Genomic DNA, 22,771 nt, shown 5'->3' with positions numbered 1-22,771 from the left:
CTGATTACCCGTTGGACTGATGTTGGCTCACAGGGCGCCTTCGCGAGCAGGCTCGCTCCCACATGAAGATATCTTCAGGTGGATTTGCAGGTTAGTACCGACATTTTGTAGGGACTTGTTACTACCATCGTCGAATGGTTCTATAGGCCCGCCCCAAGCTACAACGGAACCATACAAAAACAACTATTGTCACCGAGGTAAGAAAGATGAGTGCGGCTTCTGTGTATCCCGTTCGTCCCGAGGTTGCGGCCAGTACGCTGACTGACGAGGCGACCTATAAGGCCATGTACCAGCAGTCGGTCGTCAACCCCGATGGCTTCTGGCGCGAGCAGGCCAAGCGCCTCGACTGGATCAAGCCTTTCACCACGGTTAAACAGACCTCGTTCGATGATCACCATGTCGACATCAAGTGGTTTGCCGATGGCACCTTGAACGTTTCCTACAACTGCCTCGACCGTCACCTGGAAGAGCGCGGCGATCAGGTTGCGATCATCTGGGAGGGCGACGACCCGTCCGAGAGCCGCAACATCACTTATCGCGAACTGCATGAAGAAGTCTGCAAGTTCGCCAACGCCCTGCGCGGTCAGGACGTGCACCGCGGCGACGTGGTGACTATCTACATGCCGATGATTCCCGAGGCTGTGGTCGCCATGCTGGCCTGCACCCGGATCGGTGCAATCCACTCGGTGGTGTTCGGCGGCTTCTCGCCGGAAGCCCTGGCCGGCCGCATCATCGACTGCAAATCGAAAGTGGTGATCACCGCCGACGAAGGCATCCGTGCCGGCAAGAAGATCCCGCTCAAGGCCAACGTCGATGACGCGCTGACCAACCCGGAAACCAGCAGCATCCAGAAAGTCATCGTGTGCAAGCGCACGTCGGGCAACATCAAGTGGAACCAGCATCGTGACATCTGGTACGAAGACTTGATGAAAGTGGCTGGCACCGTTTGCGCGCCGAAGGAGATGGGCGCCGAGGAAGCGCTGTTCATCCTCTACACCTCCGGTTCCACCGGCAAGCCCAAGGGCGTGCAGCACACCACCGCCGGTTACTTGCTGTACGCGGCGCTGACCCATGAACGCGTGTTCGACTACAAGCCCGGTGACATCTACTGGTGCACCGCTGACGTCGGCTGGGTTACCGGCCACAGCTACATCGTCTACGGCCCGTTGGCCAATGGCGCGACCACGCTGCTGTTCGAAGGCGTGCCGAACTACCCGGACGTCACCCGGGTGGCCAAGGTGATCGACAAGCACAAGGTCAATATTCTCTACACCGCGCCGACCGCGATCCGCGCGATGATGGCCTCGGGCACCGCCGCTGTCGAAGGTGCCGATGGCAGCAGCCTGCGCCTGCTGGGTTCGGTGGGCGAGCCGATCAACCCGGAAGCCTGGGACTGGTACTACAAGAACGTCGGCAAGGAGCGTTGCCCAATCGTCGACACTTGGTGGCAGACCGAAACCGGCGGCGTGCTGATCAGCCCGCTGCCAGGCGCCACAGCGTTGAAGCCGGGTTCGGCTACGCGTCCATTCTTTGGTGTGGTGCCGGCGCTGGTGGACAACCTCGGCAACCTGATCGAAGGCGCCGCCGAAGGCAACCTGGTGATCCTCGATTCGTGGCCGGGCCAGGCACGTACGCTGTACGGCGACCATGACCGTTTTGTCGACACTTACTTCAAGACTTTCAGCGGCATGTACTTCACCGGTGACGGCGCTCGTCGCGATGAGGATGGCTACTACTGGATCACCGGTCGGGTGGACGACGTGCTCAACGTTTCCGGCCACCGCATGGGCACCGCCGAGATCGAAAGCGCCATGGTCGCCCACCCGAAAGTCGCCGAGGCGGCGGTGGTGGGGGTGCCGCACGACATCAAGGGGCAGGGCATCTATGTCTACGTCACCTTGAATGCCGGCGAAGAAACCAGCGAAGCCCTGCGCCTGGAATTGAAGAACTGGGTGCGCAAGGAGATCGGCCCGATTGCTTCGCCGGACGTGATCCAGTGGGCGCCGGGGCTGCCGAAAACCCGTTCGGGCAAGATCATGCGCCGCATCCTGCGCAAGATCGCCACGGCGGAATACGACGGTTTGGGCGATATCTCCACTCTGGCCGACCCAGGTGTGGTGGCGCACCTGATCGAGACGCACAAGACCATGAACGTCGCCTGACGCTCTGCAACACACAAAAAGCCCCGCCTGGCGTTTGCCGGGCGGGGCTTTTTTGTGCGCGCCTGATGAAATTTGTGGCGAGGGGTTCGAATGACTATTGCGCCTGTTTTGGGGCCGCTGCGCAGCCCAGCGGGAGCAAGCTCCCTCTCGCCACGGGAGGCGTTTGAATAAATATCGGGCTTCAAAGTAGGAGGTGTCTGAACGTTACCGGTGTTTCGAAATGTGTAACCGAACGCGCCACGACGGGGCGAAGTGAAACGCAGAGCCCCGTTTCAGGGCCGTTTCGGGCCGATGGAAAAACAAGCCGACACGCTGTGCTTGCCGGATTAGAAGGGTTTGCGAATAATGGGCCCGCTATTTGCAGCATGGATCGGTTCCCTGTCTTTTGCTCTTGCATGAATTTGCGGAGCTGTCAATGTGCTCGAACAGCTTTCTCGGTGCTTCTGTAATTAGTTGTCGCATTGAAGAAATATCGGCTTCGGGCCTGTCGTTAGAATGCCGATCACTCGCTCGTCGTGGCTCGCGTTGAATAAATCGTGAGCTTCCTAGGACGCAAGTTCGTTTCACCCATTCGCATATTGGGCTGTTGCTCACTCTGCCGTTTTCGCCCTTTACCGATGGAGTCCCAAGATGAAGAAACTTGTGCTGCTTGGCGCCCTGGCACTGTCCGTGCTGTCCCTGCCGACATTCGCCGATGAGAAACCCCTGAAGATCGGTATCGAAGCGGCTTACCCTCCGTTCGCCTCGAAAGCCCCGGATGGCAGCATCGTCGGCTTCGACTACGACATCGGCAATGCGCTGTGCGAAGAGATGAAGGTCAAGTGCGTGTGGGTCGAGCAGGAGTTCGACGGCCTGATCCCGGCGCTGAAGGTACGCAAGATCGACGCGATCCTGTCGTCCATGTCGATCACTGAAGATCGCAAGAAGTCCGTTGACTTCACCAACAAGTACTACAACACCCCGGCCCGCCTGGTGATGAAGGCCGGTACCCAGGTGAGCGACGGCCTGGCCGAACTCAAGGGCAAGAACATCGGTGTACAGCGCGGTTCGATCCACGAGCGTTTCGCCCGTGAAGTCCTGGCCCCGCTGGGTGCCGAGATCAAGCCGTACGGTTCGCAGAACGAAATCTACCTGGATGTTTCCGCCGGTCGTCTCGATGGCACCGTGGCCGACGCGACGCTGCTGGATGACGGCTTCCTGAAGACTGACGCGGGCAAGGGCTTCGCCTTCGTCGGCCCGGCCTTCACCGACGAGAAATACTTCGGCGACGGCATCGGTATCGCGGTTCGCAAGGGCGATGCGCTGAAAGACAAGATCAACAGCGCGATCACCGCCATTCGCGAGAACGGCAAGTACAAGCAAATCCAGGACAAATACTTCGCCTTCGATATCTACGGCAAGTAACCACGTCCCGCCACTGCGGCGAAATGGCGCAAGCAACAGAATCTCTGCGGTTTGCGCCATTTTTTCATCCCACTTTCGAGGACCTGAATCATGTTGAAAGGCTACGGGGCTGTCATCCTCGATGGCGCATGGTTGACGCTTCAGCTCGCCTTGTCGTCCATGGCCCTGGCCATTGTCCTGGGGCTGATCGGTGTCGCGTTGCGCCTCTCGCCGGTGCGTTGGCTGGCGTGGCTGGGCGACCTGTATTCCACGGTCATCCGCGGCATTCCCGACCTGGTGCTGATCCTGCTGATCTTCTATGGCGGCCAGGACTTGATCAACCGCGTTGCGCCGATGCTCGGCTATGACGACTACATCGACCTGAACCCGTTGGCGGCCGGTATCGGCACCCTGGGTTTCATCTTCGGTGCGTACCTGTCCGAGACCTTTCGCGGCGCCTTCATGGCGATCCCCAAGGGGCAGGCCGAGGCGGGCATGGCGTATGGCATGAACGGCTTCCAGGTGTTTTTCCGGGTGCTGGTGCCGCAGATGATTCGCCTGGCGATCCCGGGCTTCACCAACAACTGGCTGGTACTGACCAAGGCCACCGCGCTGATTTCGGTCGTGGGCCTGCAAGACATGATGTTCAAGGCCAAGCAGGCGGCGGATGCCACCCGTGAGCCTTTCACCTTCTTCCTCGCGGTGGCGGCGATGTACCTGGTGATCACCAGTGTCTCGTTGCTGGCATTGCGTCACCTTGAGAAGCGCTACTCGGTAGGCGTAAGGGCGGCTGATCTATGATCTTCGACTACAACGTCATCTATGAAGCCTTGCCGCTGTACTTCAGTGGCCTGCTGACCACCTTGAAGCTGCTGGCCCTGTCGCTGTTCTTCGGCCTGTTGGCGGCGCTGCCCCTGGGGCTAATGCGGGTGTCGAAGCAGCCAATCGTCAACATGACGGCCTGGCTCTACACCTACGTGATCCGCGGCACGCCGATGCTGGTGCAGCTGTTCCTGATCTACTACGGGCTGGCGCAGTTCCAGGTGGTGCGCGAGAGCTTCCTCTGGCCATGGCTGTCCAGCGCGACGTTCTGTGCGTGCCTGGCGTTCGCCATCAACACCAGCGCCTACACCGCCGAAATCATCGCCGGCAGCCTGCGAGCCACGCCTAACGGCGAGATCGAGGCGGCCAAGGCCATGGGCATGTCGCGCTACAAGCTGTACCGCCGAATCCTGCTGCCGTCGGCGTTGCGCCGGGCGCTGCCGCAATACAGCAACGAAGTGATCATGATGCTGCAGACCACCAGCCTGGCGTCCATCGTCACCCTGATCGACATCACCGGCGCCGCGCGCACGGTGAACGCGCAGTATTACCTGCCGTTCGAGGCCTACATCACGGCCGGCGTTTTCTACCTGTGCCTGACCTTCATCCTGGTGCGCCTGTTCAAACTGGCCGAGCGCCGCTGGCTGGGTTACCTGGCCCCGCGCAAGCACTGATAACGCATCGATCCGATCGACTGCTCAACGACTGACGTTTTGTGAGAACCGACCGCATGTACAAGCTTGAAGTCCAAGACCTGCATAAACGCTATGGCAGTCACGAAGTGCTCAAGGGCGTGTCCCTGAAAGCCGCCGCCGGTGATGTGATCAGCATCATCGGCTCCAGTGGCTCCGGCAAGAGCACGTTCCTGCGTTGCATCAACCTGCTTGAGCAACCCCATGCCGGCAAGATTTTGCTCAACAACGAAGAGCTGAAGCTGGTAGCGGGCAAGGACGGCGCCATGAAGGCCTCGGATCCCAAGCAGCTGCAACGCATGCGTTCGCGGTTGTCGATGGTGTTCCAGCATTTCAACCTGTGGTCGCACATGACCGCACTGGAAAACATCATCGAAGCGCCCGTGCACGTACTGGGCGTGGCCAAGGCCGAGGCGCGGGAGAAGGCCGAGCATTACCTGAACAAGGTCGGCGTGGCGCATCGCAAGGACGCCTACCCGGGCCACATGTCCGGCGGCGAACAACAGCGCGTGGCGATTGCCCGGGCGCTGGCGATGGAGCCTGAAGTGATGCTGTTCGACGAGCCAACCTCGGCGCTGGACCCGGAGCTGGTCGGCGACGTGCTCAAGGTGATGCAGGCCCTGGCCCTGGAAGGCCGGACCATGGTGGTGGTGACTCACGAGATGGGCTTCGCCCGCGAGGTGTCGAACCAACTGGTGTTCCTGCACAAAGGCATCGTCGAAGAAAGCGGCAACCCGCGCGAAGTGCTGGTCAATCCGCAATCGGAGCGCTTGCAACAATTCCTGTCGGGCAGCCTGAAGTAATCGCTCCCGTACGCACCTGATTTGGGTCATGCTGCGCACCGCGCGCCAGATGGTCTAATTTGGTTGCAGCCGCTTTTGGCTTTAACACTGTTTTCGCTTCGGATCGCTCGCCATGACTGCCCATCGAATAGGTTTCCTGATTTGGCCCAGCACTAAAGCGTTGACGCTGGCGCTGGCCGAGGAGGCCTTGCGTGTTGCGCAGCGAGTGCATCCGGACGTGGTCTACGAGCTGTCGTTTTTGCACGCCGAGCCGCCGGCCGAGGGTGCCTGGCAGCTGCCGGGCGAACCCTGGGCCGGCAAGCTCGAAGGCCTGCAGAAACTGTTCCTGCTGGCCGACGAGCCGCCGACGTCGCTGGCCTCGCCGCTGAGCAGCGCGCTCAAGCAACTGGTGCGCGCCGGATGCGTCATTGGCGGCTTGTCCGCCGGTGTCTATCCGCTGGCCCAGTTGGGCTTGCTTGATGGGTACCGGGCCGCCGTGCACTGGCGCTGGCAGGACGATTTCTCGGAGCGTTTTCCCAAGGTTATCGCCACCAGCCATTTGTTCGACTGGGACCGCGATCGCCTGAGCGCCTGCGGCGGCATGTCGGTGCTCGACCTGTTGTTGGCGGTGCTGGCGCGCGATCACGGCGCCGAGCTGGCCGGTGCGGTCTCGGAGGAACTGGTGGTCGAGCGCATTCGCGAAGGCGGCGAGCGCCAGCGCATCCCGTTGCAGAACCGCCTCGGCTCCAGTCATCCGAAGCTCACCCAGGCGGTGTTGCTGATGGAGGCCAACATCGAAGAGCCGCTGACCACCGACGAAATCGCCCAGCATGTGTGCGTGTCCCGTCGGCAGCTGGAGCGGATCTTCAAGCAATACCTCAACCGCGTGCCCAGCCAGTACTACCTGGAGCTGCGCCTGAACAAGGCCCGGCAGATGCTGATGCAGACCAGTAAATCCATCATCCAGATCGGCCTGTCCTGCGGTTTCTCCTCCGGGCCGCATTTCTCCAGCGCCTACCGCAACTTCTTCGGCGCCACGCCGCGGGAAGATCGTAACCAGCGGCGCAGCAGCAGCCCGTTCGAATTGTCGTCGGTGCCGTCGGAGCGCGGCTGAGATTTGCTAGCGGTGTGTCTGCAACGGGTTCCCTTGCGCATCCAGCCTGGCCGCGGCCACGCCCATGTCGTTACCGGTTTGCTGATAGCGGATTCGTAGAAGCCTCAGGCCCTGTTCCGAGAACGGGTTGCCGTCCAGTTCGAAGTCCTCACCAGTCTCGGCGCTCATTTCGAGGATATCGACGGGCAGGTCGGTGATCAGGTTATTGCTGAGGTCGAGGGTCAGCAGCGTGGGCATGCTGAAAACGTCTTCTGGCACCCGCGTCAGTTGCGAGTCGGGTAGCAATAAGGTTTTCAACCGGGTCATGCGCCAGACCTCTGGCGTAGTACCCAGCGGGTTGCCGCTCAAATCCAGATCTTCCAGCCCGGTCAATCCGGCGAGACGCCCTGCGTCGGCAGGTGTCAGCCGAATCCTGCAGTTTTGCAGGGTGAGGTCGGTCAGCTGGGGCATGTTGAATATCGATTCGGGCAGCTGTCCCAGGTTGAAATCGGCCACGTTCACGGTCTGAAGATTGGGAAAGCACTGGAGCAGGCCATCCACTCCGGTCGTGGCAACGCCGCCTTGCAGGTCGACTGTCGTAATGTGCTCGAATCGCGCATCGAGCCTGGGCATTGCGCCATGGATGTTCCCGGCGAACGCGAACCTGTCGGGAAGCTCGGCGGGGTCTTGATAGAAGTCGCGTTGCCAGCAATCCACAAGCTTCTCTTTGAGCGCACTGCGCCTGAGCTGCTCTTGTGTCAGGGCGATCGGATCCGGCAGGAACACGTCTTGCCGCCATCGTTCGAGGTCGGCTGTGAGCTGGGCCAATTCGCTTTCCAGGCGTGACAGCCCTCCGGGGACCTCATCGAGCGTACCCGGCAGGCTGAAAATGAATCGATTGGCGTCCCTGCGGCTAAGTGACGGGTACAGCGCCTGTACCCGTCGGCTCAATTCATGCGGGGCATCGACACTCATGTGCTCGGCGTTTTCCAGGGCGTAGGCTTTCACTCGGTCGAGCGCCGCCCGGGAGAGGGGATTGCCGGTGAGGTCGATCTTCTTGCTGACCTCGCCCGGCAACTCGAACAGCGCTGGGGGCAGGTCGGTGATGCGGTTGCGTTCGAGCCTCGCGGTGGTCAGGTGCGGACGAGTTTCAAGCCCTGTTGGCACCTGATCGATACCTGTGTTCCTGAGCTTCAACTGCCGCAGCTCTGCCATCCTGCTTACATCGGGGGCCCCCCCGAGTGGATTATCGGACAGGTCCAGCACACGCAACCGAGTCATGGATGAAAGCGCGGCATGGGTGTTGGCATCCAGAGTGATCCGGCAATTGTTCAGCGTCAGTACGCCCAGATCCGGCAGGCTGGTGATCTGCTTCGGTAGCGTTCGGATCGGTATCCCATCGATGTCCAGATGCCGGAGGCTGGGAAAGGCCTGCAGGAATTCGACGAGGCCCTCGGTTGTGCTGTCGCCAGCCAATTGCAGATAGGTCACATGCCTGAAGCGCATCCTCAGGGGCGGCAACGGACCTGGCATCGGTTCTTCCAGTTCCAATACGTGGCTGGGTCTGGTATGGCTGCCTTGAAACTCATCCAGCTCCGTTTCCCGCCGCAGGCATCGCTTGATCTCCTCGGCCCAGCGCTGACGGTTGAGTCTGGCTGCCTGGTAGTCGCTGGCGCTCACGATGACTCCCGTCCCGGCGGCGGGTTGCGGCGTATCGCTCACCCATCGGGAAAGATCCACCTCCAGTGCCGAGTAGGATTGTTGCAATGCCACCAAGGTCGAGTTGGCACCTCCAGGGCGGCTTTCCAGAGACCTGACCAGGTTGCGGATCTGCTCGGCATTGAACGTCGGAAACAGGTCTTGCGCGCGTTCCTCCGGCGTTGGTGAAGCGCTCGGTCCACTGGCCGGCGCGCCGGGCCGATAGCCATCCATGCCGCCGGGCAGGCGCATGATTCTGCTGTCGTAGTGGGGTTTGCGGACTGGGTCGCTGGCCAGCAGTACTCGCATGCTGTCGCGGTCCAGCGGGGAGCGGCCGATGGCCTGGCGCAGGCGCTCGCCTTGGCCGATGTGGATGTCCAGCGCGTTGCGTTGTGCGTCGGGCAAAGCCTGCAGCACGCCTTGATAGATATCCGTCGGGCCATGCAGCTCAAGACCGGCATCATCAAACGGGGTATAGCGTCTGTCGTCGCCGCGAACCAGGGTCCTGACGATTTTTGCCTGGGGGGCTCCGACGCTGTCGTGCATCGTGCCCCTGAAGGAATAAGCGCGCATGTCCAAGCGTACGTCCGCGGACCAGTTGGGCAATCGATCCAACGAATGCAGGACCAGCCGGTCAGTGTCGGCCCCGCCAAGGTTGTCGATATACAGCCCTTCGTAGGCGCGAACGGTGCGGGTTTCCAGCAGGGTCCAGCGCGCCAGTTCATCGATGCGCGGCGAAAAACGGTTGGCGCCGATGCCCTTGTATTCCTCGACCGTGGCGGTGCGCAGCAGCTCTTCGGCGACGCTGCGAGGCAGACCCTGATAACGGTCCATCAGGTTTCGAGCCGCGGGATCAGGGGGGACCTGCTTCGCGCTGTAGCGCGTTTCGAATAACGAGGCCCATTTGTCATTGGCCAGTTTTGCCATCTGCTGGCGCAACCGGGCCGTTCGGGCGCCGAGGCTGGTGGGCGGGAGGCCGGGTTCTTCGTCCAGCAGCGTCTTGATCTCCGGTTCGCTCAAGCCCTGCATGATCGTATCGAGCATCGCCCCATTGTTCATCTGCGCTTCGGGGATGTCGATCATGGGCAGGCGCGAGGCGGGCGGAAAACTCCATGCGACTTTTCCGGCGCTATCGAGAAAGCGCAGCCCCCGGGTCGATGGCAGCAGCCCATAACTGGTCAACAGCTGTATTTGGGTTTGCACGTCGGCGCGGCGATAGAGCAACGGATCGTCACTGCCCATCAGGTCAACGAAACGTTGAAGATCCTGGGCGACCTTGAAGCGCTCCAACGTATCGGCCAGCAGCGGCGGTGGCGGTTCGTTGTTGACGTGCAATTTGCGCAGCGCATCGGGGTGAGTGCCGCTGACGGTGAGCATCTGCTGGAGTTGTTCGTCGGAGAATGCGTCGGTTTGCTGGCCTAGACGGCGGACGAGCGTGGTGTCGTCCCAGGTCAACGGGCGGTCCAGCTCCGTTCGCCAGGCGCCGGCGCCATTGTGGCTGAGCTGTGGAGCATAGGCATCCACGCGTGCCGGGTGCTCGATCTGATAAATGCCTTCGCCGGCATCTTGCCTGACGACAAAGCGCTGCGTGTCTAGCTTCAGGATTTTTCGGCCGAGGTGCTCATGCAGGCCAAGCTGATCGGGGCCGGCGCTGCTGACCGGTTCGATATCCTGGTGATAGGGTGTCAGGTCCGGGTACCACAAGCGTTGCTGGCCATCGGGGCGGGTGACCGGCATCAGGTTGTCGATGAAGCTCCACAATTGCTTTGGCAGTGCCTGGCGCAGCATACCTTCGGCTATCGGTACGCCAACGGCGAAGCCGCCCAGCTGGACCAGAGTTTCCATCACGCTCATCAGGTGCTCGAAAGCCTGCTGTTTTAATCCTTCGGCCCAATCGACAATTCCTTCGAACGTATCGTCCAGCAGTTGGTAAGCGGCATAGCCGAGCATCAGGGCGCCCAGCGGCGGGAAAAAAGGCGTGGCGATGAACGCGGCGATACTGACCAGTTCGCTGGCAATCCTGGACAGGGCGTCCCAGCGTTTCCAGCGGGCGTTGCGGTCGGCGCTGGCAGTGGAAACGGCAATGGTTCGCGCGTCATTGAGGATTTTGTTCAGCTTGCCTTGATAGAGGTGCCGCATCAGGTCGCCTGGGGTCAACTGTGCGCTGAACAGCAGGTTGGGCTTATCGGCCGGGGTTTCTCGCCATGGTGGGCGGGAGTCACCGGGAGCCGGTCGGTGCCATTGGATGGAAGCCAGCCGCTGGTTCAGCTCGAAGAAAAACAACGGGCGTTCCTGGTGTCCGACAAAGCGACTGAAGAATTGCTGGTAGTCTTTTTCTCGCAGCCTTTGAGTCAACGCCGAGCTGAACAGCGTTGAAGAGGCGTATTCCTTGATCGCGCCTTGGGGATCGTCGGGAATATAAGCCACCAACGGCACGGTGTGCTGCGCCTGTTCGAAGTCCGGGGCGAACAGCACTATGCCGGTCAGCGCAACGTCCATGATCTTCAAGTCATGGCTGCACAGTGGCTGGCCGTCGAGCTGCATGCCTGGCAAACCGTCCAGCAGGCCGAGGACCTGCGAGTGGCTTTGCGCGCTGATGTCTTTTTTCATCAGCGCCAGGTGCAGGGCGGCCTTGAGTGCCGCTTCCTGGCTTTCGCTGACCTGGCGCTGCAGTGCGCGGGTTGCAACGGTGTCGCCGATGCCCAGTTGTTGCTGAAGATGACGCTGGTACTGGCCGCCGATATCCAGTTCCCGACACAGCTGGATAAATGCCGGAATCGGCATCTGCTGCCTGATCGACGTCAGCGGTTTGAAACGTCCCGTCTCGCCTTCCTCCGAGCTCTTCGTGGTCTCGGCGACATAGGTCGAGTCTGGTTCGTAGGCATCGGGTTTTGCCTCGTCCGGTTCAAAGTTGTGCAAAGCAGCATCCAGCAAGGAAACCTTCCACGTTCGCGCGCCACCGGAGGGGATCGGCAGCCATGGAATATTCAGTGGTACGTACAGCCATAACTGGGTTTTCTCGACGTCCAGCGTCAAGCCGAACTGAGTCCTGATAGCGGCTTCAAGCAGCGGCTTGGCAAAGGCATTGATGTCCTGCAGCGCTTGCAGTCGCTCCTCGAGCCCATTGCGTGCGCGCCACTGGGCGGCATTCAAGCGCTTCATCTGCGCGTGCCGGGAGGCGGGTGCGCCGAGCAGCCAGGGAGCAAATAGCGGCTTGGCCTGCCTGAGCTCAGTCTGTTGTTGTGCGGGGGCCTTGCCCACCCAGGACGGGATGGCATCGAGCACGTGCTGATAGTGGGATTTGACCGGGGTTCCGGTGTCGGCTGTAGTGTTAAGTTCGTGCATTAGGGGGGCCTTCGAAAGTCAGTGAAGGCGCCAGCAGAACAAAATTTCCCAAGCCAAAGGCACTACATATGTATAGCGCCTGAAATGCATGGCACGCCGCGCGGTGTTGCGTAATCTGCGGCGCGGCGTGGATGCGGTGTACACAGTTTCAAGAGCTTCGCGAGCAGGCTCGCTCCCACGGGTTTTTGTTGTGGATACGGAACCTTCGGCAGCCCCGAACCCTTGTGGGAGCGAGCCTGCTCGCGAAGGGTGGCTCGTCGAGCCGTCATCGCTGCCAGGTGCAGACGAGTGTTAAACCAGGCGGGCCCGGGTGAGCGCTTCACTGGTCAGTTGGCGCCTGAGCTCTTTCCGCCGGTCGGCGATGGCGCTGTAGGCTCGGTTATAGGTGCTGTCCGGCATTTTACCTGCGGTCAGCACATCAGCTTCAGGCACGCTCAACTGGCTGGCGAGCTCGATCAGCCTCTGTTTTTTTGCCGGATTCCTGTCTTCCAGGCGGGTATTGAATTCGACCCACTCGTGTTGCAGGTCCCGCAGTTCTTCTAGCTGCTCGGCCTGGGCTTCGTAGAGTTCATCGTTGGCCTGGAGTCTATCGGCGTAGGCGTCGCTCAGGTAAGTGTCCCAGAACTCGACATCAAGGATCTGATTGACCAGGCCACCGTTACGCTCACCCTCTCGCACCAGGCGCATGGCATTCTTTATTTGCGGTTCGGTGACGTTCGCCGTGTTTCGATAAACCATGTGCTTCGATACCCACGGCAGCTCCAGGCTATTGGTAAATCGGGCCTGATAGGCCGTGTGCACCTCGACCTCGTCCACCGTGCCGGGTTCACCGTTGATTACCTCGCTGGTGAACCGCAGGCCCAGGCCGTCCTTTTCTACAGGCGATACACGCTGCGCCACGTCGGCGCGGGCGATTTCGTAGAGCTTGTTGAGCCGTGCTTTGCCCCTGGCCAGGCCGATCAGGTTTTTTTCCAGCGTCGGCGCATCGCTGCCTGCGTGAGAGAACTCAGAGAGCATGGTCTCGATCCCCATGGCATTGAAGATCTGCGCCCCGGCATCTGCACAGTTGGTGGGGGCGTCGGCCATTGTGAACAGCTTCTCGCGAAGCTCGGTGTCGTCACTGGCTGCCTCTATCACTCGCCAGACCTGGTCAGTGAGTGCAGAGCGGTTTTCTTCATAGGCTTCTTGATCCTCGTCGGTCTGGAAGAGGGTGTCGTCGGTTATTTCCAACTTGGCGATGACTTCGAAAAAACCTTGGGAGCCGACTTCGTTTTCCAGAATATCCCAAGTGAATCTCAGCGCCTCCAGATCCGTTCCGCGATAATCCTTCACCCAGAAAGCACTGCCTTTATCGCCCCGCGGCGGGTAGGTACGGTGAGGATCAAGGCCCACCGAGCGACGGTAATTGGCGAGCTTGTCATCGTTTTGCAGATCGAGTTTCTGCCGGTCCAGGCGCGTGCGGGCCACAATCCAGGCCTCGGGGGATCCGGCTTCGCAGTCGGGCACGGTGGTTATCTCGTTGCCCTGCATTTGTAAGTCGAAGTGCTCGGCTCTTGGGTGCGAAAACAGCCCTCGAGGCCAGTCGGTGATCTGCGTCCTGTTCAGCATGAGCGCTTTGAGAGCGGGCAGTTGACTGACGTCGGGAGCGAACCCCAAGGGGTTTTGGTTGAGGTTCAGAGATAGCAGCGCGGGTTTTTGCAGACTGGCTGCGGAGGCAGGATCAATCACGATCTTGTTTTGCGAAAGATTGATAACGCGCAATGTGGGCAGGTCGTTCAAGGCCTCAGGCAGGCTTTGCAAGTTGTTGCCGACGGCGGTCAACACCTGAACCTCAGGGAAGTTGGAGAGGAAATCTGTGCTGAGTGAAGACAAATTGCACTGATTCAGGCTCAGTTTTATTACATGGGGCAGCTTTTTGCTCAACGCGAGATCTTCGATTTTCACCCCCTCAAACGATATCTGGTCCAGCTTCAGTGTGACGTCCTCGCGAGATATCTCACCGTTGGTGCGGATCTGCTCTTTTTCGCCACGCAGCCAGGAGTCCTTGATTCGACGGGTGATCTCGCGTCGTGCGGCGAGGATCCTGCGAGCATTGATATGGCGAGGCAGGGTGGACGCCCACTGGTCCAGCTCATCGAAAAGCTGTGCCTTCTCGTCCTCCAGCTCGGCGAGCTTTTGCAGCTGCTCATCGGAGTCGAGTCTGCTGACCATGTTGGCGATCTGCTCTTCATCCCGAGTCGGGTAGATTTTTTTCAGCCGTTCAGCCAACGGGTCGACTTCGGCGGGCAAGGCTTCGGCCGCAGGCCATAAACGGCTAAAAATCGGCCCACGCAGCAGGGTTTCGGTTTCGCGGGCGGTGGAGGCGCCGACGGCTGGGAAATCCATCGCGGTGCGTATCCGGCGGGTGTTCTGGTACTGGTCGATAAGCCAGTGCTTGAATTTTTCGCCTGGCTTGAAGCGCGAGGTCAATTTGCCGAGATTTTTCGGCGGCAGGGCATTGAGCAATGCGTTGTGGAAACGTTTGGCCGGATGCAGCAATTGGTCATCATTGTCACGCACTTCATATTTGCCTGGCTCTGTGCGCACCAGCACGCGTTTGAGCGTAGCGCGCTGCGGTTGATGGTTTGCGCGCAGCGTGCCGTCAATTACTTTGTCGCGGACTTCAATGTGGACATCGCTGATCGCGTCGGAAAAAGCCTTGAGGGTGTTGAGCGTCAGCGTTTCACCTTCTGGGGTGAGCAGGTCGTCTTCAAGAAGACCTTCCTGGGCGCGGGTTATCCGGGTTTGTACGTGCATCTCCTCGGCCAGGTTCCTGAGTCGCAGGGGAACGCGGTTCTGGTCGGTCATAGCGGTGTTTTCCGCAGGCGTGGCCGTGTCGAGCAGTACCCGGGTCACGGGCGCAGGCAGGTCCGCAATCGTGTTTTCGACCAGTGCAGCTTCTGGCGCCTGCCTGGGTTCTTGTCCGCGGTATTCCTGCTCGAAGATTTCCATCTTGCGGCTCGCGGCGCGGTCGGCCAGTTTTTCGTTCAGACGCTGTGGCGCCTGTTCTTTCGGGGTTTGCGATCCGACCAAGTCGCTGAGTTGTTGCTCATCGAGACCCTCGACAATAAGCGGAGCAAGTTTTCCGCCGTTCAGGTCCCCCAGGGAGATCTTGAAGGTGTCGGCGGACGGGACGGATGCCCCGTAGTGATGAGGTGTGCCGGTTAACGTGAAGTCGGCAAATACTTCCAGGGCTTTGTCGCTGGGCCAGCCATCGAGTTCGGTTACCAAGGGTTCAAACCAGCCGCCTTGGGTGTCCAGCGCTTCGCCCGCGCGGATACGGCCGATATTCTGGTCGACAGTCCGGTAGGTTCTGAAGCGCGCCAGGGTATCGTCCAGCAAGGGCGGCATGGCTTCGTTTTGCAGATGAACCCTGCGCAGAACGCCTTCGTCGGTGCCGCTGATGATGCGCAGCTGTTGCAGTTCGGCATCGCTGAAGCCATCCGTCGCGTGGCCCAGGCGCCGCATCAGTGTCTGGCTTTTCCAGGCTTGCGGTTGTTCACCCTCCATCAACCAGGCGCCCTGGCCGTTATGTTCCATTCGCGGGCTGTAGGCGTCGGGCCGGGTCGGGTGAGTCAGGGTATAGCGTTCTGTTTCGGCGGTTTTGCTCAGGGCCAGGGTGTGCTGTGAATCGTCATCCGCTGCCAGCTTCAGCAAGATGCGGCTGTCATGTTCGTGCAGGCCAAGCGTGTCGGGTTTCGAGGTGGGCGGTACTTCGATCGGGTGTGCATAGGGTGCCGGGTCAGGGTTCCACAGCCGCGTTTTGCCATCGGTGGAAATCACCGGCTTGAGGTTTTTGACGAACGATGATGGTTTGGCGAGCAAATCCCCGACAATGCTGCCCCCTACGGCAAACCCGGCCGTTTGGAGTACGGTTTCGACAATGCTGAACAAATGTTCAAAAGCTTCGATCGATTTGCCCGCCACCCAGTCGCGTACACCTTCGTAAGCGTCTTCGAGCAGTTGATAGGCCATCTGCAGCAACATCAACTCGCCGACGACCGGCACAAAGGGCGCGATGACAAATAGCGCGGCGTTGAACAGCGCAAGGCCGATACTCTTTATTCGCTCCCAGCGATCATGGCGGGTCTTGCGGTCTTCACTGTCGGTAGACACAGCGATGACTTTCGCGTCCTTGAAAATCTTGCTCAATTGTTTGCTGTAGAGCTCTTCCAGGACGTTCCCGGATATTTTCGAAGCCGAGTAGGCCAGGCTTGGGTCTGGAATGGGTTTCAGATCTTCGACAAATCCATGCTCCGGCATCCCGAAGTCGGGAGCGTTAGGGCGATCCTCGATGACGTGGAAAAATTTGCGCTTGAGGGCCCCGTGGAAACTGCCCAGTTGGTCATGCTGGATAAAGCGGCTGAAAAACTTTTTGTAGCTGTCGCCGCGTAGTTGCTCGGTGAGGTGCGTCATGAACGCAGCCATCGACGGGTATTCCTTGAGGGGGACCTTCGGGTCGTGGGGGATGTAGACGACGACGGGGGCGGAGGCTGACCACTCATTGCCGGGGGAGAAGATCATCGGGCCGGTCAATGGCGTCGAGAGTAAGGTCAGGTCATAGGTCTGCCATGTATTATCCCGCCCCGCGATAAAGGCCAGCAGCGACTGCAGGCTGCTTTTCTGGATGGCGAGAGTCAGGCTTGCGTGGTGCAGGGCGGCTTTCAGGTCCGCTAGTTGGCTGGCGATGATCCGGGTTTTGAGGCGCAGTTGTTTGCCATGGTCATCCAGGCCCAGCTCCTCCCTCAAATGAGTGTCGTAGCGCCGACCGATATCCAGCTCCCGGCAAAATCTGACGAACTGATCGACCGGAAGCTTGCCGGTGACCTCGTCGAGTATCCTGAACCGGCCATGTGCGTCAGGGCGGGTGATGAAGCCGGACTCGGGAAGGTGTGCATCCGCTTCTCCCTCGAAGGCCTCGAAGTTATGCAAGGCTGCGTCGAGTACCGACACACGCCATTGCTTCGAGCCGTCCGTGGGCAGGTCAATGATTGGAAGTCTGGTCGGAATATAGAGGTTTATGAATGTTTCCCTGACATCCAGATCGATGTTGAAGCGTTGCTTGATGTGTTTCTTGAGCAACGGCTCGGCAAACGAATGCACATCCAGTAATCGCACCAGCTCCTTTTCGACCTCGTTACGTTTTGTCCAGCTGTCTGTGTGTGTACCTCTCAGCTCCTTGTGTTGTGCCGGCGTGGCCTGCTTGAACCAATCGGGAAGTTCGGGCCGGATGGTTTTCAATCGCTCGAGTTGCTTGAGCGGGGTCTTGGCGATCCACTCAGGCAGGGCTTTTTCAATGAGCTTGTGATGGGCGATCTTGCGCCTGGGAAGCACGACGGTGATGGGCGTATTCATGGTTGATTCCGAATAGGTTGATGGAGGCCAATCCCCGCGGGATCGGCACGCCAGCAAACCTGATTTGCGCAACGCAAAGGCACTACATATGTATGGCATGGGCGATGCCGACCGATGCTTGAAGCAAATCTCGACGCTGTCGCCGCAAATCCTGCGCCAACGTTTAAACTGCGCCTTTGCGATGCTATTTGTCGCATTGGCGTAAACCCGCGAAAATCATGGGTTGGCGCTATAAGAAGTTGTCGCTTGGCGGCAAGGCCGGGCTGAAAACTGTCCTTACAATCCTCACCAAGCTCGCCAGTTCCAGGCGGGTGTTCCTCTTCAGGAGACTCCGATGTCCGTTGAGCAAGCCGCGGTCCAACGCGCCGATTTCGACCAGGTAATGGTTCCCAACTATGCACCTGCTGCCTTTATCCCTGTGCGTGGTGCCGGTTCCCGCGTGTGGGACCAGTCCGGTCGCGAGCTGATCGATTTTGCTGGCGGTATCGCAGTCAACGTACTGGGCCATGCCCATCCGGCGCTGGTCGGAGCCCTGACCGAGCAGGCCAACAAGCTGTGGCATGTGTCGAACGTATTCACCAACGAGCCGGCCTTGCGCCTGGCCCACAAGCTGGTCGACGCGACCTTTGCCGAGCGTGCGTTCTTCTGCAACTCCGGCGCCGAAGCCAACGAGGCCGCGTTCAAGCTGGCCCGTCGCGTCGGCTTTGATCGGTTTGGCAGCGAGAAATACGAGATCATCGCCGCGCTCAATAGCTTCCACGGGCGGACCCTGTTCACCGTCAACGTTGGCGGGCAGTCGAAGTACTCCGACGGTTTCGGTCCTAAAATCACCGGCATCACCCACGTTCCTTATAACGACCTTGCGGCTTTGCAGGCGGCGGTCTCGGACAAGACCTGCGCCGTGGTGCTGGAGCCGATCCAGGGCGAGGGCGGCGTGTTGCCGGGCGATCTGGCTTACCTGCAAGGCGCCCGCGAGCTGTGCGACGCACACAATGCGCTGCTGGTATTTGACGAAGTGCAGACCGGCATGGGCCGCAGTGGCGAATTGTTCGCCTACATGCACTACGGTGTGGTTCCGGACATCCTCACCAGCGCCAAGAGCCTGGGCGGTGGTTTCCCGATCGCGGCGATGCTCACCACCGAAGCGCTGGCCAAGCACCTGGTGGTCGGCACCCACGGCACCACCTATGGCGGCAACCCGCTGGCCTGTGCGGTGGCCGAAGCGGTGATCGACGTGGTCAATACGCCTGAAGTGCTCGGTGGCGTCAAAGCCAAGCATCAGAAATTCAAGGCGCGCCTGGAGCAGATCGGCGAGAAGTACGGCCTGTTTACCCAGGTGCGCGGTCTGGGCCTGTTGATCGGCTGCGTGCTGAACGACGCCTGGAAAGGCAAGGCCAAGGACATCTTCAACGCCGCCGAGCAGGAAGGCCTGATGATTCTGCAAGCCGGCCCGGACGTGATTCGTTTCGCCCCGAGCCTGGTGGTGGAAGACGCCGACATCGACGCCGGCCTGGACCGCTTCGAGCGGGCTGCGGCGAAGCTGACGCAAGCCTGATTCAGACTTGACCGGCCCTGGTGGGGGTCGGGCTTTTGTGGGAGCGAGCCTGCTCGCGAATGGAATCGCCTCGGTCCGCCAGGCAGATCGAGTCGTCTGCTTCGCGAGCAGGCTCGCTCCCACAGGAGGTTCACTTCAGTGTCCGGTTTTTATTCTCTGTGTATCGGCCTTACGGTCGAACCGTTTATTTCAAGTTAAGGAGTGACACCATGCTGGTGATGCGCCCCGCGCAAATGGCTGACCTGGGCGAGGTACAGCGGCTGGCTGCGGACAGTCCGATCGGTGTCACTTCCTTGCCGGACGACGTGGAACGCCTGAGCGACAAGATCGCTGCAAGTGAAGCCTCGTTCGCCGCCGAAGTCAGTTTTAACGGCGAGGAAAGCTATTTCTTCGTCCTCGAAGACACCACCACCGGCAAGCTGGTCGGCTGTTCGGCCATCGTCGCGTCGGCGGGCTATTCCGAGCCGTTCTACAGCTTTCGCAACGAGACGTTCGTCCATGCCTCCCGCGAGCTGAAGATCCACAACAAGATTCACGTCCTGTCCCAGTGCCACGACCTGACCGGTAACAGTCTGTTGACCAGTTTCTACGTGGTCCCGGAACTGGTCGGCTCGCCCTGGGCGGAGCTCAACTCCCGCGGACGCCTGCTGTTCGTGGCCAGCCATCCGGAGCGCTTCGCCGATTCGGTGGTGACCGAGATCGTCGGCTACAGCGACGAGAATGGCGATTCACCGTTCTGGGACGCCATCGGTCGCAATTTCTTCGACCTCAATTACGCCGCCGCCGAGCGCCTGTGCGGGCTGAAAAGCCGGACCTTCCTCGCCGAGCTGATGCCGCATTACCCGATCTACGTGCCGCTGTTGCCGGACGCCGCCCAGGAAGCCATGGGCCAGGTCCACCCGCGTGCACAGATCACCTTCGACATCCTGATGCGCGAAGGTTTCGAGACCGATCACTACATCGACATCTTCGACGGCGGTCCGACCTTGCATGCGCGTGTCTCGGGGATCCGCTCGATCGCCCAGAGCCGCGTGGTGCCGGTCAAGATCGGTGAAACGGTGAAGGGCGTGGGCCGCCAGTACCTGGTGGCCAATGCCCAACTGCAGGATTACCGCGCCGTGCTGCTCGAACTCGATTACGCGCCGGGCAAGCCCGTGACACTGGATATGGACGCGGCCGAAGCCTTGGGCGTCGGCGAGGGTGCCAGCGTGCGCCTGGTAGCCGTATAACGCTTTACAGACGAGTTTTTCGCGGGTGGCTTGAGCGGCCCGTTTGAGGAGATAGCATGATCGTTCGTCCCGTACGCAGCAGCGATTTACCCGCGCTGATCGCCCTGGCCCGCAGCACCGGCACCGGCCTGACCACCTTGCCGGCCAACGAAGAGCGCCTGGCGCATCGGGTCGGCTGGGCCGAGAAGACCTTTCGCGGCGAAGCCGGGCGCGGCGATGCGGACTACCTGTTCGTGCTTGAAGACGACGACGGTCGCGTGGTGGGCATTTCCGCCATCGCCGGTGCCGTGGGGCTGCGCGAGCCCTGGTACAACTTCCGGGTCGGCCTGACGGTCAGCGCTTCCCAGGAGCTGAACATCTACCGGGAAATCCCGACGCTGTTCCTGGCCAACGACCTGACCGGCAATTCGGAACTGTGCTCGCTGTTCCTGCACGCCGACTACCGCAACGGCCTCAACGGCCGCATGCTGGCCAAGGCGCGGCTGCTGTTCATCGCCGAATTCTCCCAGCTGTTCGGTAACAAAATCATCGCCGAGATGCGCGGCATGTCCGACGAAAACGGCCGTTCGCCGTTCTGGGAAAGCCTCGGTCGGCACTTCTTCAAGATGGAATTCAGCCAGGCCGATTACCTGACCGGCGTGGGCAACAAGGCTTTCATTGCCGAATTGATGCCCAAGTTCCCGCTGTACACCTGCTTCCTGTCCGAGGATGCCCGGGCCGTGATCGGCCAGGTCCATCCCGACACCGAACCGGCGCTGTCGATGCTCAAGAGCGAAGGCTTCAGCTATCAGGGCTATGTCGACATCTTCGACGCCGGCCCGGCCGTCGAATGCGAGACCGGCAAGATCCGCGCGATTCGCGACAGCCAGGCGCTGGTGCTGGCCATCGGCACGCCGGGCGATGACGCCACGCCGTTCCTCATCCATAACCGCAAGTGCCAGGACTGCCGCATCACCGCGGCGCCTGCGCGCTTCGCCGCGGGCACCCTGGTGGTCGATCCGCTGACCGCCAAACGTCTTCAACTCAACGCCGGCGACCAGGTGCGTGCCGTGGCGTTGTCCGCCGCTCGGGAGACCAAATAATGAAATCGTTGTACATCGCGGGAAGCTGGCTGGAAGGCCAGGGCGACGTCTTTGAGTCGTTGAACCCGGTCACCCAGCAAGTGTTGTGGACGGGCAAGGGCGCCACCGCGGCGCAGGTCGAGTCGGCCGTGCAGGCGGCGCGCCAGGCGTTCCCGGAGTGGGCGCGGCGCTCGCTGGATGAACGCATCCAGGTGCTCGAAGCCTTCGCCGGCACCTTGAAGACGCAGGCTGACGAATTGGCCCGTTGCATCGGTGAGGAAACCGGCAAGCCGCTGTGGGAAGCCGCCACCGAAGTCACCAGCATGATCAACAAGGTGGGGATTTCGGTACAGAGCTACCGCGAGCGCACCGGCGAAAAGAGCGGCCCCCTGGGCGACGCCACCGCCGTGCTGCGGCACAAGCCCCACGGTGTGGTGGCGGTATTCGGCCCTTACAACTTCCCCGGCCATTTGCCCAACGGGCACATCGTGCCGGCGCTGCTGGCGGGTAACTGCGTGTTGTTCAAACCGAGCGAGCTGACCCCGAAAGTCGCCGAGCTGACGGTCCAGTGCTGGGTCGAGGCCGGCCTGCCGGCGGGCGTGCTGAACCTGCTGCAGGGCGCGCGGGAAACCGGTATCGCCCTGGCGGCGGATCCGGGCATCGACGGGCTGTTCTTCACCGGTTCCAGTCGCACCGGCAACCTGCTGCATCAACAATTCTCCGGTCGTCCGGACAAGATCCTCGCGCTGGAAATGGGCGGCAACAATCCACTGGTGGTGGACGAAGTGGCCGACGTCGATGCGGCGGTCTATACGATCATCCAGTCGGCGTTCATTTCCGCCGGCCAGCGTTGCACCTGCGCGCGCCGCCTGTTGGTGCCGGAAGGTGCCTGGGGCGATGCCTTGCTGGCGCGCCTGGTGCAGGTCAGCTCGACTATCGAAGTCGGCGCCTTTGACCAGCAACCGGCACCGTTCATGGGCTCGGTGGTTTCCTTAGGCGCGGCGAAGGCGCTGATGGACGCGCAGAATCATTTGCTGGGCAAGGGCGCCGCGCCGCTGCTCGCCATGACCCAGCCACAGCCCCAGGCCGCGTTGCTGACACCGGGTATCCTCGACGTGACCGCCGTGACCGAGCGCCCCGACGAAGAGTTGTTCGGGCCGCTGCTGCAGGTGATCCGCTACAAGGATTTCGCCGCCGCGATCAGCGAAGCCAACAATACCCAATATGGCCTGGCCGCCGGGTTGCTCTCGGATTCGCAAGAACGTTACGACCAGTTCTGGCTGCAAAGCCGCGCCGGCATCGTCAACTGGAACAAACAGCTGACCGGCGCCGCCAGCAGCGCGCCGTTCGGCGGCATCGGCGCCTCGGGCAACCACCGCGCCAGTGCTTATTACGCGGCGGATTACTGCGCGTACCCGGTGGCGTCGCTGGAGACACCAAGCCTGGTGATGCCGGCCAGCCTGACACCTGGCGTGCGAATGGCGTAGCACCCTTCGCGAGCAGGCTCGCTCCCACAAGGGATTGCGCTGAACCCTGTGGGAGTGAGCTTGCTCCG

12 protein-coding genes are annotated in these 22,771 nt (G+C 60.9%); 10 read left to right on the top strand and 2 right to left on the bottom strand.

The features are described from left to right. Positions 1-206: 206 nt before the first annotated feature. The 6 genes from acs to J3P86_RS19885 all read left to right on the top strand — a co-directional run bounded on the left by acs (position 207) and on the right by J3P86_RS19885 (position 6,955). Positions 207-2,162 carry an acetate--CoA ligase gene (gene acs / locus J3P86_RS19910; protein ID WP_434601607.1) on the top strand — a complete coding sequence of 652 codons (1,956 nt, stop codon included), beginning with the start codon at positions 207-209 and terminating at the stop codon, positions 2,160-2,162. 630 nt (positions 2,163-2,792) lie between these two features. Beyond that, positions 2,793-3,566, top strand: coding sequence for an ABC transporter substrate-binding protein (locus tag J3P86_RS19905; RefSeq protein ID WP_305499327.1), 774 nt, complete (start codon positions 2,793-2,795; stop codon positions 3,564-3,566). Between the two features lie 90 nt (positions 3,567-3,656). Then, on the top strand, positions 3,657-4,346 hold the full coding sequence (locus tag J3P86_RS19900; RefSeq protein WP_434628947.1) for an ABC transporter permease: 690 nt from the start codon (positions 3,657-3,659) through the stop codon (positions 4,344-4,346). Further along, positions 4,343-5,041: an ABC transporter permease gene (locus J3P86_RS19895; RefSeq protein WP_434572342.1), complete on the top strand. Its 699-nt coding sequence runs from the start codon at positions 4,343-4,345 to the stop codon at positions 5,039-5,041. The genes J3P86_RS19900 and J3P86_RS19895 overlap by 4 nt, the downstream gene beginning before the upstream one ends. A gap of 56 nt (positions 5,042-5,097) precedes the next feature. Next, positions 5,098-5,862: an ABC transporter ATP-binding protein gene (locus J3P86_RS19890; RefSeq protein WP_434572344.1), complete on the top strand. Its 765-nt coding sequence runs from the start codon at positions 5,098-5,100 to the stop codon at positions 5,860-5,862. A gap of 112 nt (positions 5,863-5,974) precedes the next feature. Then, entirely contained in the window at positions 5,975-6,955 is a 981-nt protein-coding gene (locus J3P86_RS19885; RefSeq protein WP_305499333.1) for a GlxA family transcriptional regulator, read from the top strand. A gap of 6 nt (positions 6,956-6,961) precedes the next feature. On the opposite strand, the gene J3P86_RS19880 is transcribed toward J3P86_RS19885, so the two are convergent. Beyond that, complete coding sequence (locus tag J3P86_RS19880) at positions 6,962-11,977, bottom strand: dermonecrotic toxin domain-containing protein (protein WP_434698689.1); 5,016 nt, start codon at positions 11,975-11,977, stop codon at positions 6,962-6,964. 291 nt (positions 11,978-12,268) lie between these two features. Then, on the bottom strand, positions 12,269-17,443 hold the full coding sequence (locus J3P86_RS19875) for an NEL-type E3 ubiquitin ligase domain-containing protein (protein WP_434698688.1): 5,175 nt from the start codon (positions 17,441-17,443) through the stop codon (positions 12,269-12,271). 262 nt (positions 17,444-17,705) lie between these two features. On the opposite strand from J3P86_RS19875, the gene J3P86_RS19870 reads away from it, so the two are divergent. From J3P86_RS19870 to astD, 4 genes are all read left to right on the top strand, one after another. After that, a complete protein-coding gene (locus J3P86_RS19870; RefSeq protein WP_305499337.1) occupies positions 17,706-18,926 on the top strand; it encodes an aspartate aminotransferase family protein in 1,221 nt (406 codons plus the stop codon). Between the two features lie 209 nt (positions 18,927-19,135). Next, complete coding sequence (gene aruF, locus J3P86_RS19865; RefSeq protein ID WP_434698687.1) at positions 19,136-20,155, top strand: arginine/ornithine succinyltransferase subunit alpha; 1,020 nt, start codon at positions 19,136-19,138, stop codon at positions 20,153-20,155. 56 nt (positions 20,156-20,211) lie between these two features. After that, a complete protein-coding gene (gene astA / locus J3P86_RS19860; RefSeq protein ID WP_434628955.1) occupies positions 20,212-21,237 on the top strand; it encodes an arginine N-succinyltransferase in 1,026 nt (341 codons plus the stop codon). Then, positions 21,234-22,703, top strand: a complete 1,470-nt coding sequence (gene astD / locus J3P86_RS19855) for a succinylglutamate-semialdehyde dehydrogenase (RefSeq protein ID WP_434631183.1) — start codon at positions 21,234-21,236, stop codon at positions 22,701-22,703. Before astA ends, astD begins: the two co-directional genes overlap by 4 nt. Positions 22,704-22,771: the final 68 nt, after the last annotated feature.

The organism is Pseudomonas sp. D1-1 (assembly GCF_051132225.1).
Lineage (GTDB): Bacteria > Pseudomonadota > Gammaproteobacteria > Pseudomonadales > Pseudomonadaceae > Aquipseudomonas.
The sequence above is the reverse complement of the archived record's forward strand: the minus strand, read 5'-3'. Positions and strand labels throughout refer to the sequence as shown.

Coding starts and splice junctions, on each gene's coding strand:
- acs (WP_434601607.1), top strand. CDS start 207: ATGAGTGCGGCTTCTGTGTATCCCGTTCGTCCCGAGGTTGCGGCCAGT.
- J3P86_RS19905 (WP_305499327.1), top strand. CDS start 2,793: ATGAAGAAACTTGTGCTGCTTGGCGCCCTGGCACTGTCCGTGCTGTCC.
- J3P86_RS19900 (WP_434628947.1), top strand. CDS start 3,657: ATGTTGAAAGGCTACGGGGCTGTCATCCTCGATGGCGCATGGTTGACG.
- J3P86_RS19895 (WP_434572342.1), top strand. CDS start 4,343: ATGATCTTCGACTACAACGTCATCTATGAAGCCTTGCCGCTGTACTTC.
- J3P86_RS19890 (WP_434572344.1), top strand. CDS start 5,098: ATGTACAAGCTTGAAGTCCAAGACCTGCATAAACGCTATGGCAGTCAC.
- J3P86_RS19885 (WP_305499333.1), top strand. CDS start 5,975: ATGACTGCCCATCGAATAGGTTTCCTGATTTGGCCCAGCACTAAAGCG.
- J3P86_RS19880 (WP_434698689.1), bottom strand. CDS start 11,977: ATGCACGAACTTAACACTACAGCCGACACCGGAACCCCGGTCAAATCC.
- J3P86_RS19870 (WP_305499337.1), top strand. CDS start 17,706: ATGTCCGTTGAGCAAGCCGCGGTCCAACGCGCCGATTTCGACCAGGTA.
- aruF (WP_434698687.1), top strand. CDS start 19,136: ATGCTGGTGATGCGCCCCGCGCAAATGGCTGACCTGGGCGAGGTACAG.
- astA (WP_434628955.1), top strand. CDS start 20,212: ATGATCGTTCGTCCCGTACGCAGCAGCGATTTACCCGCGCTGATCGCC.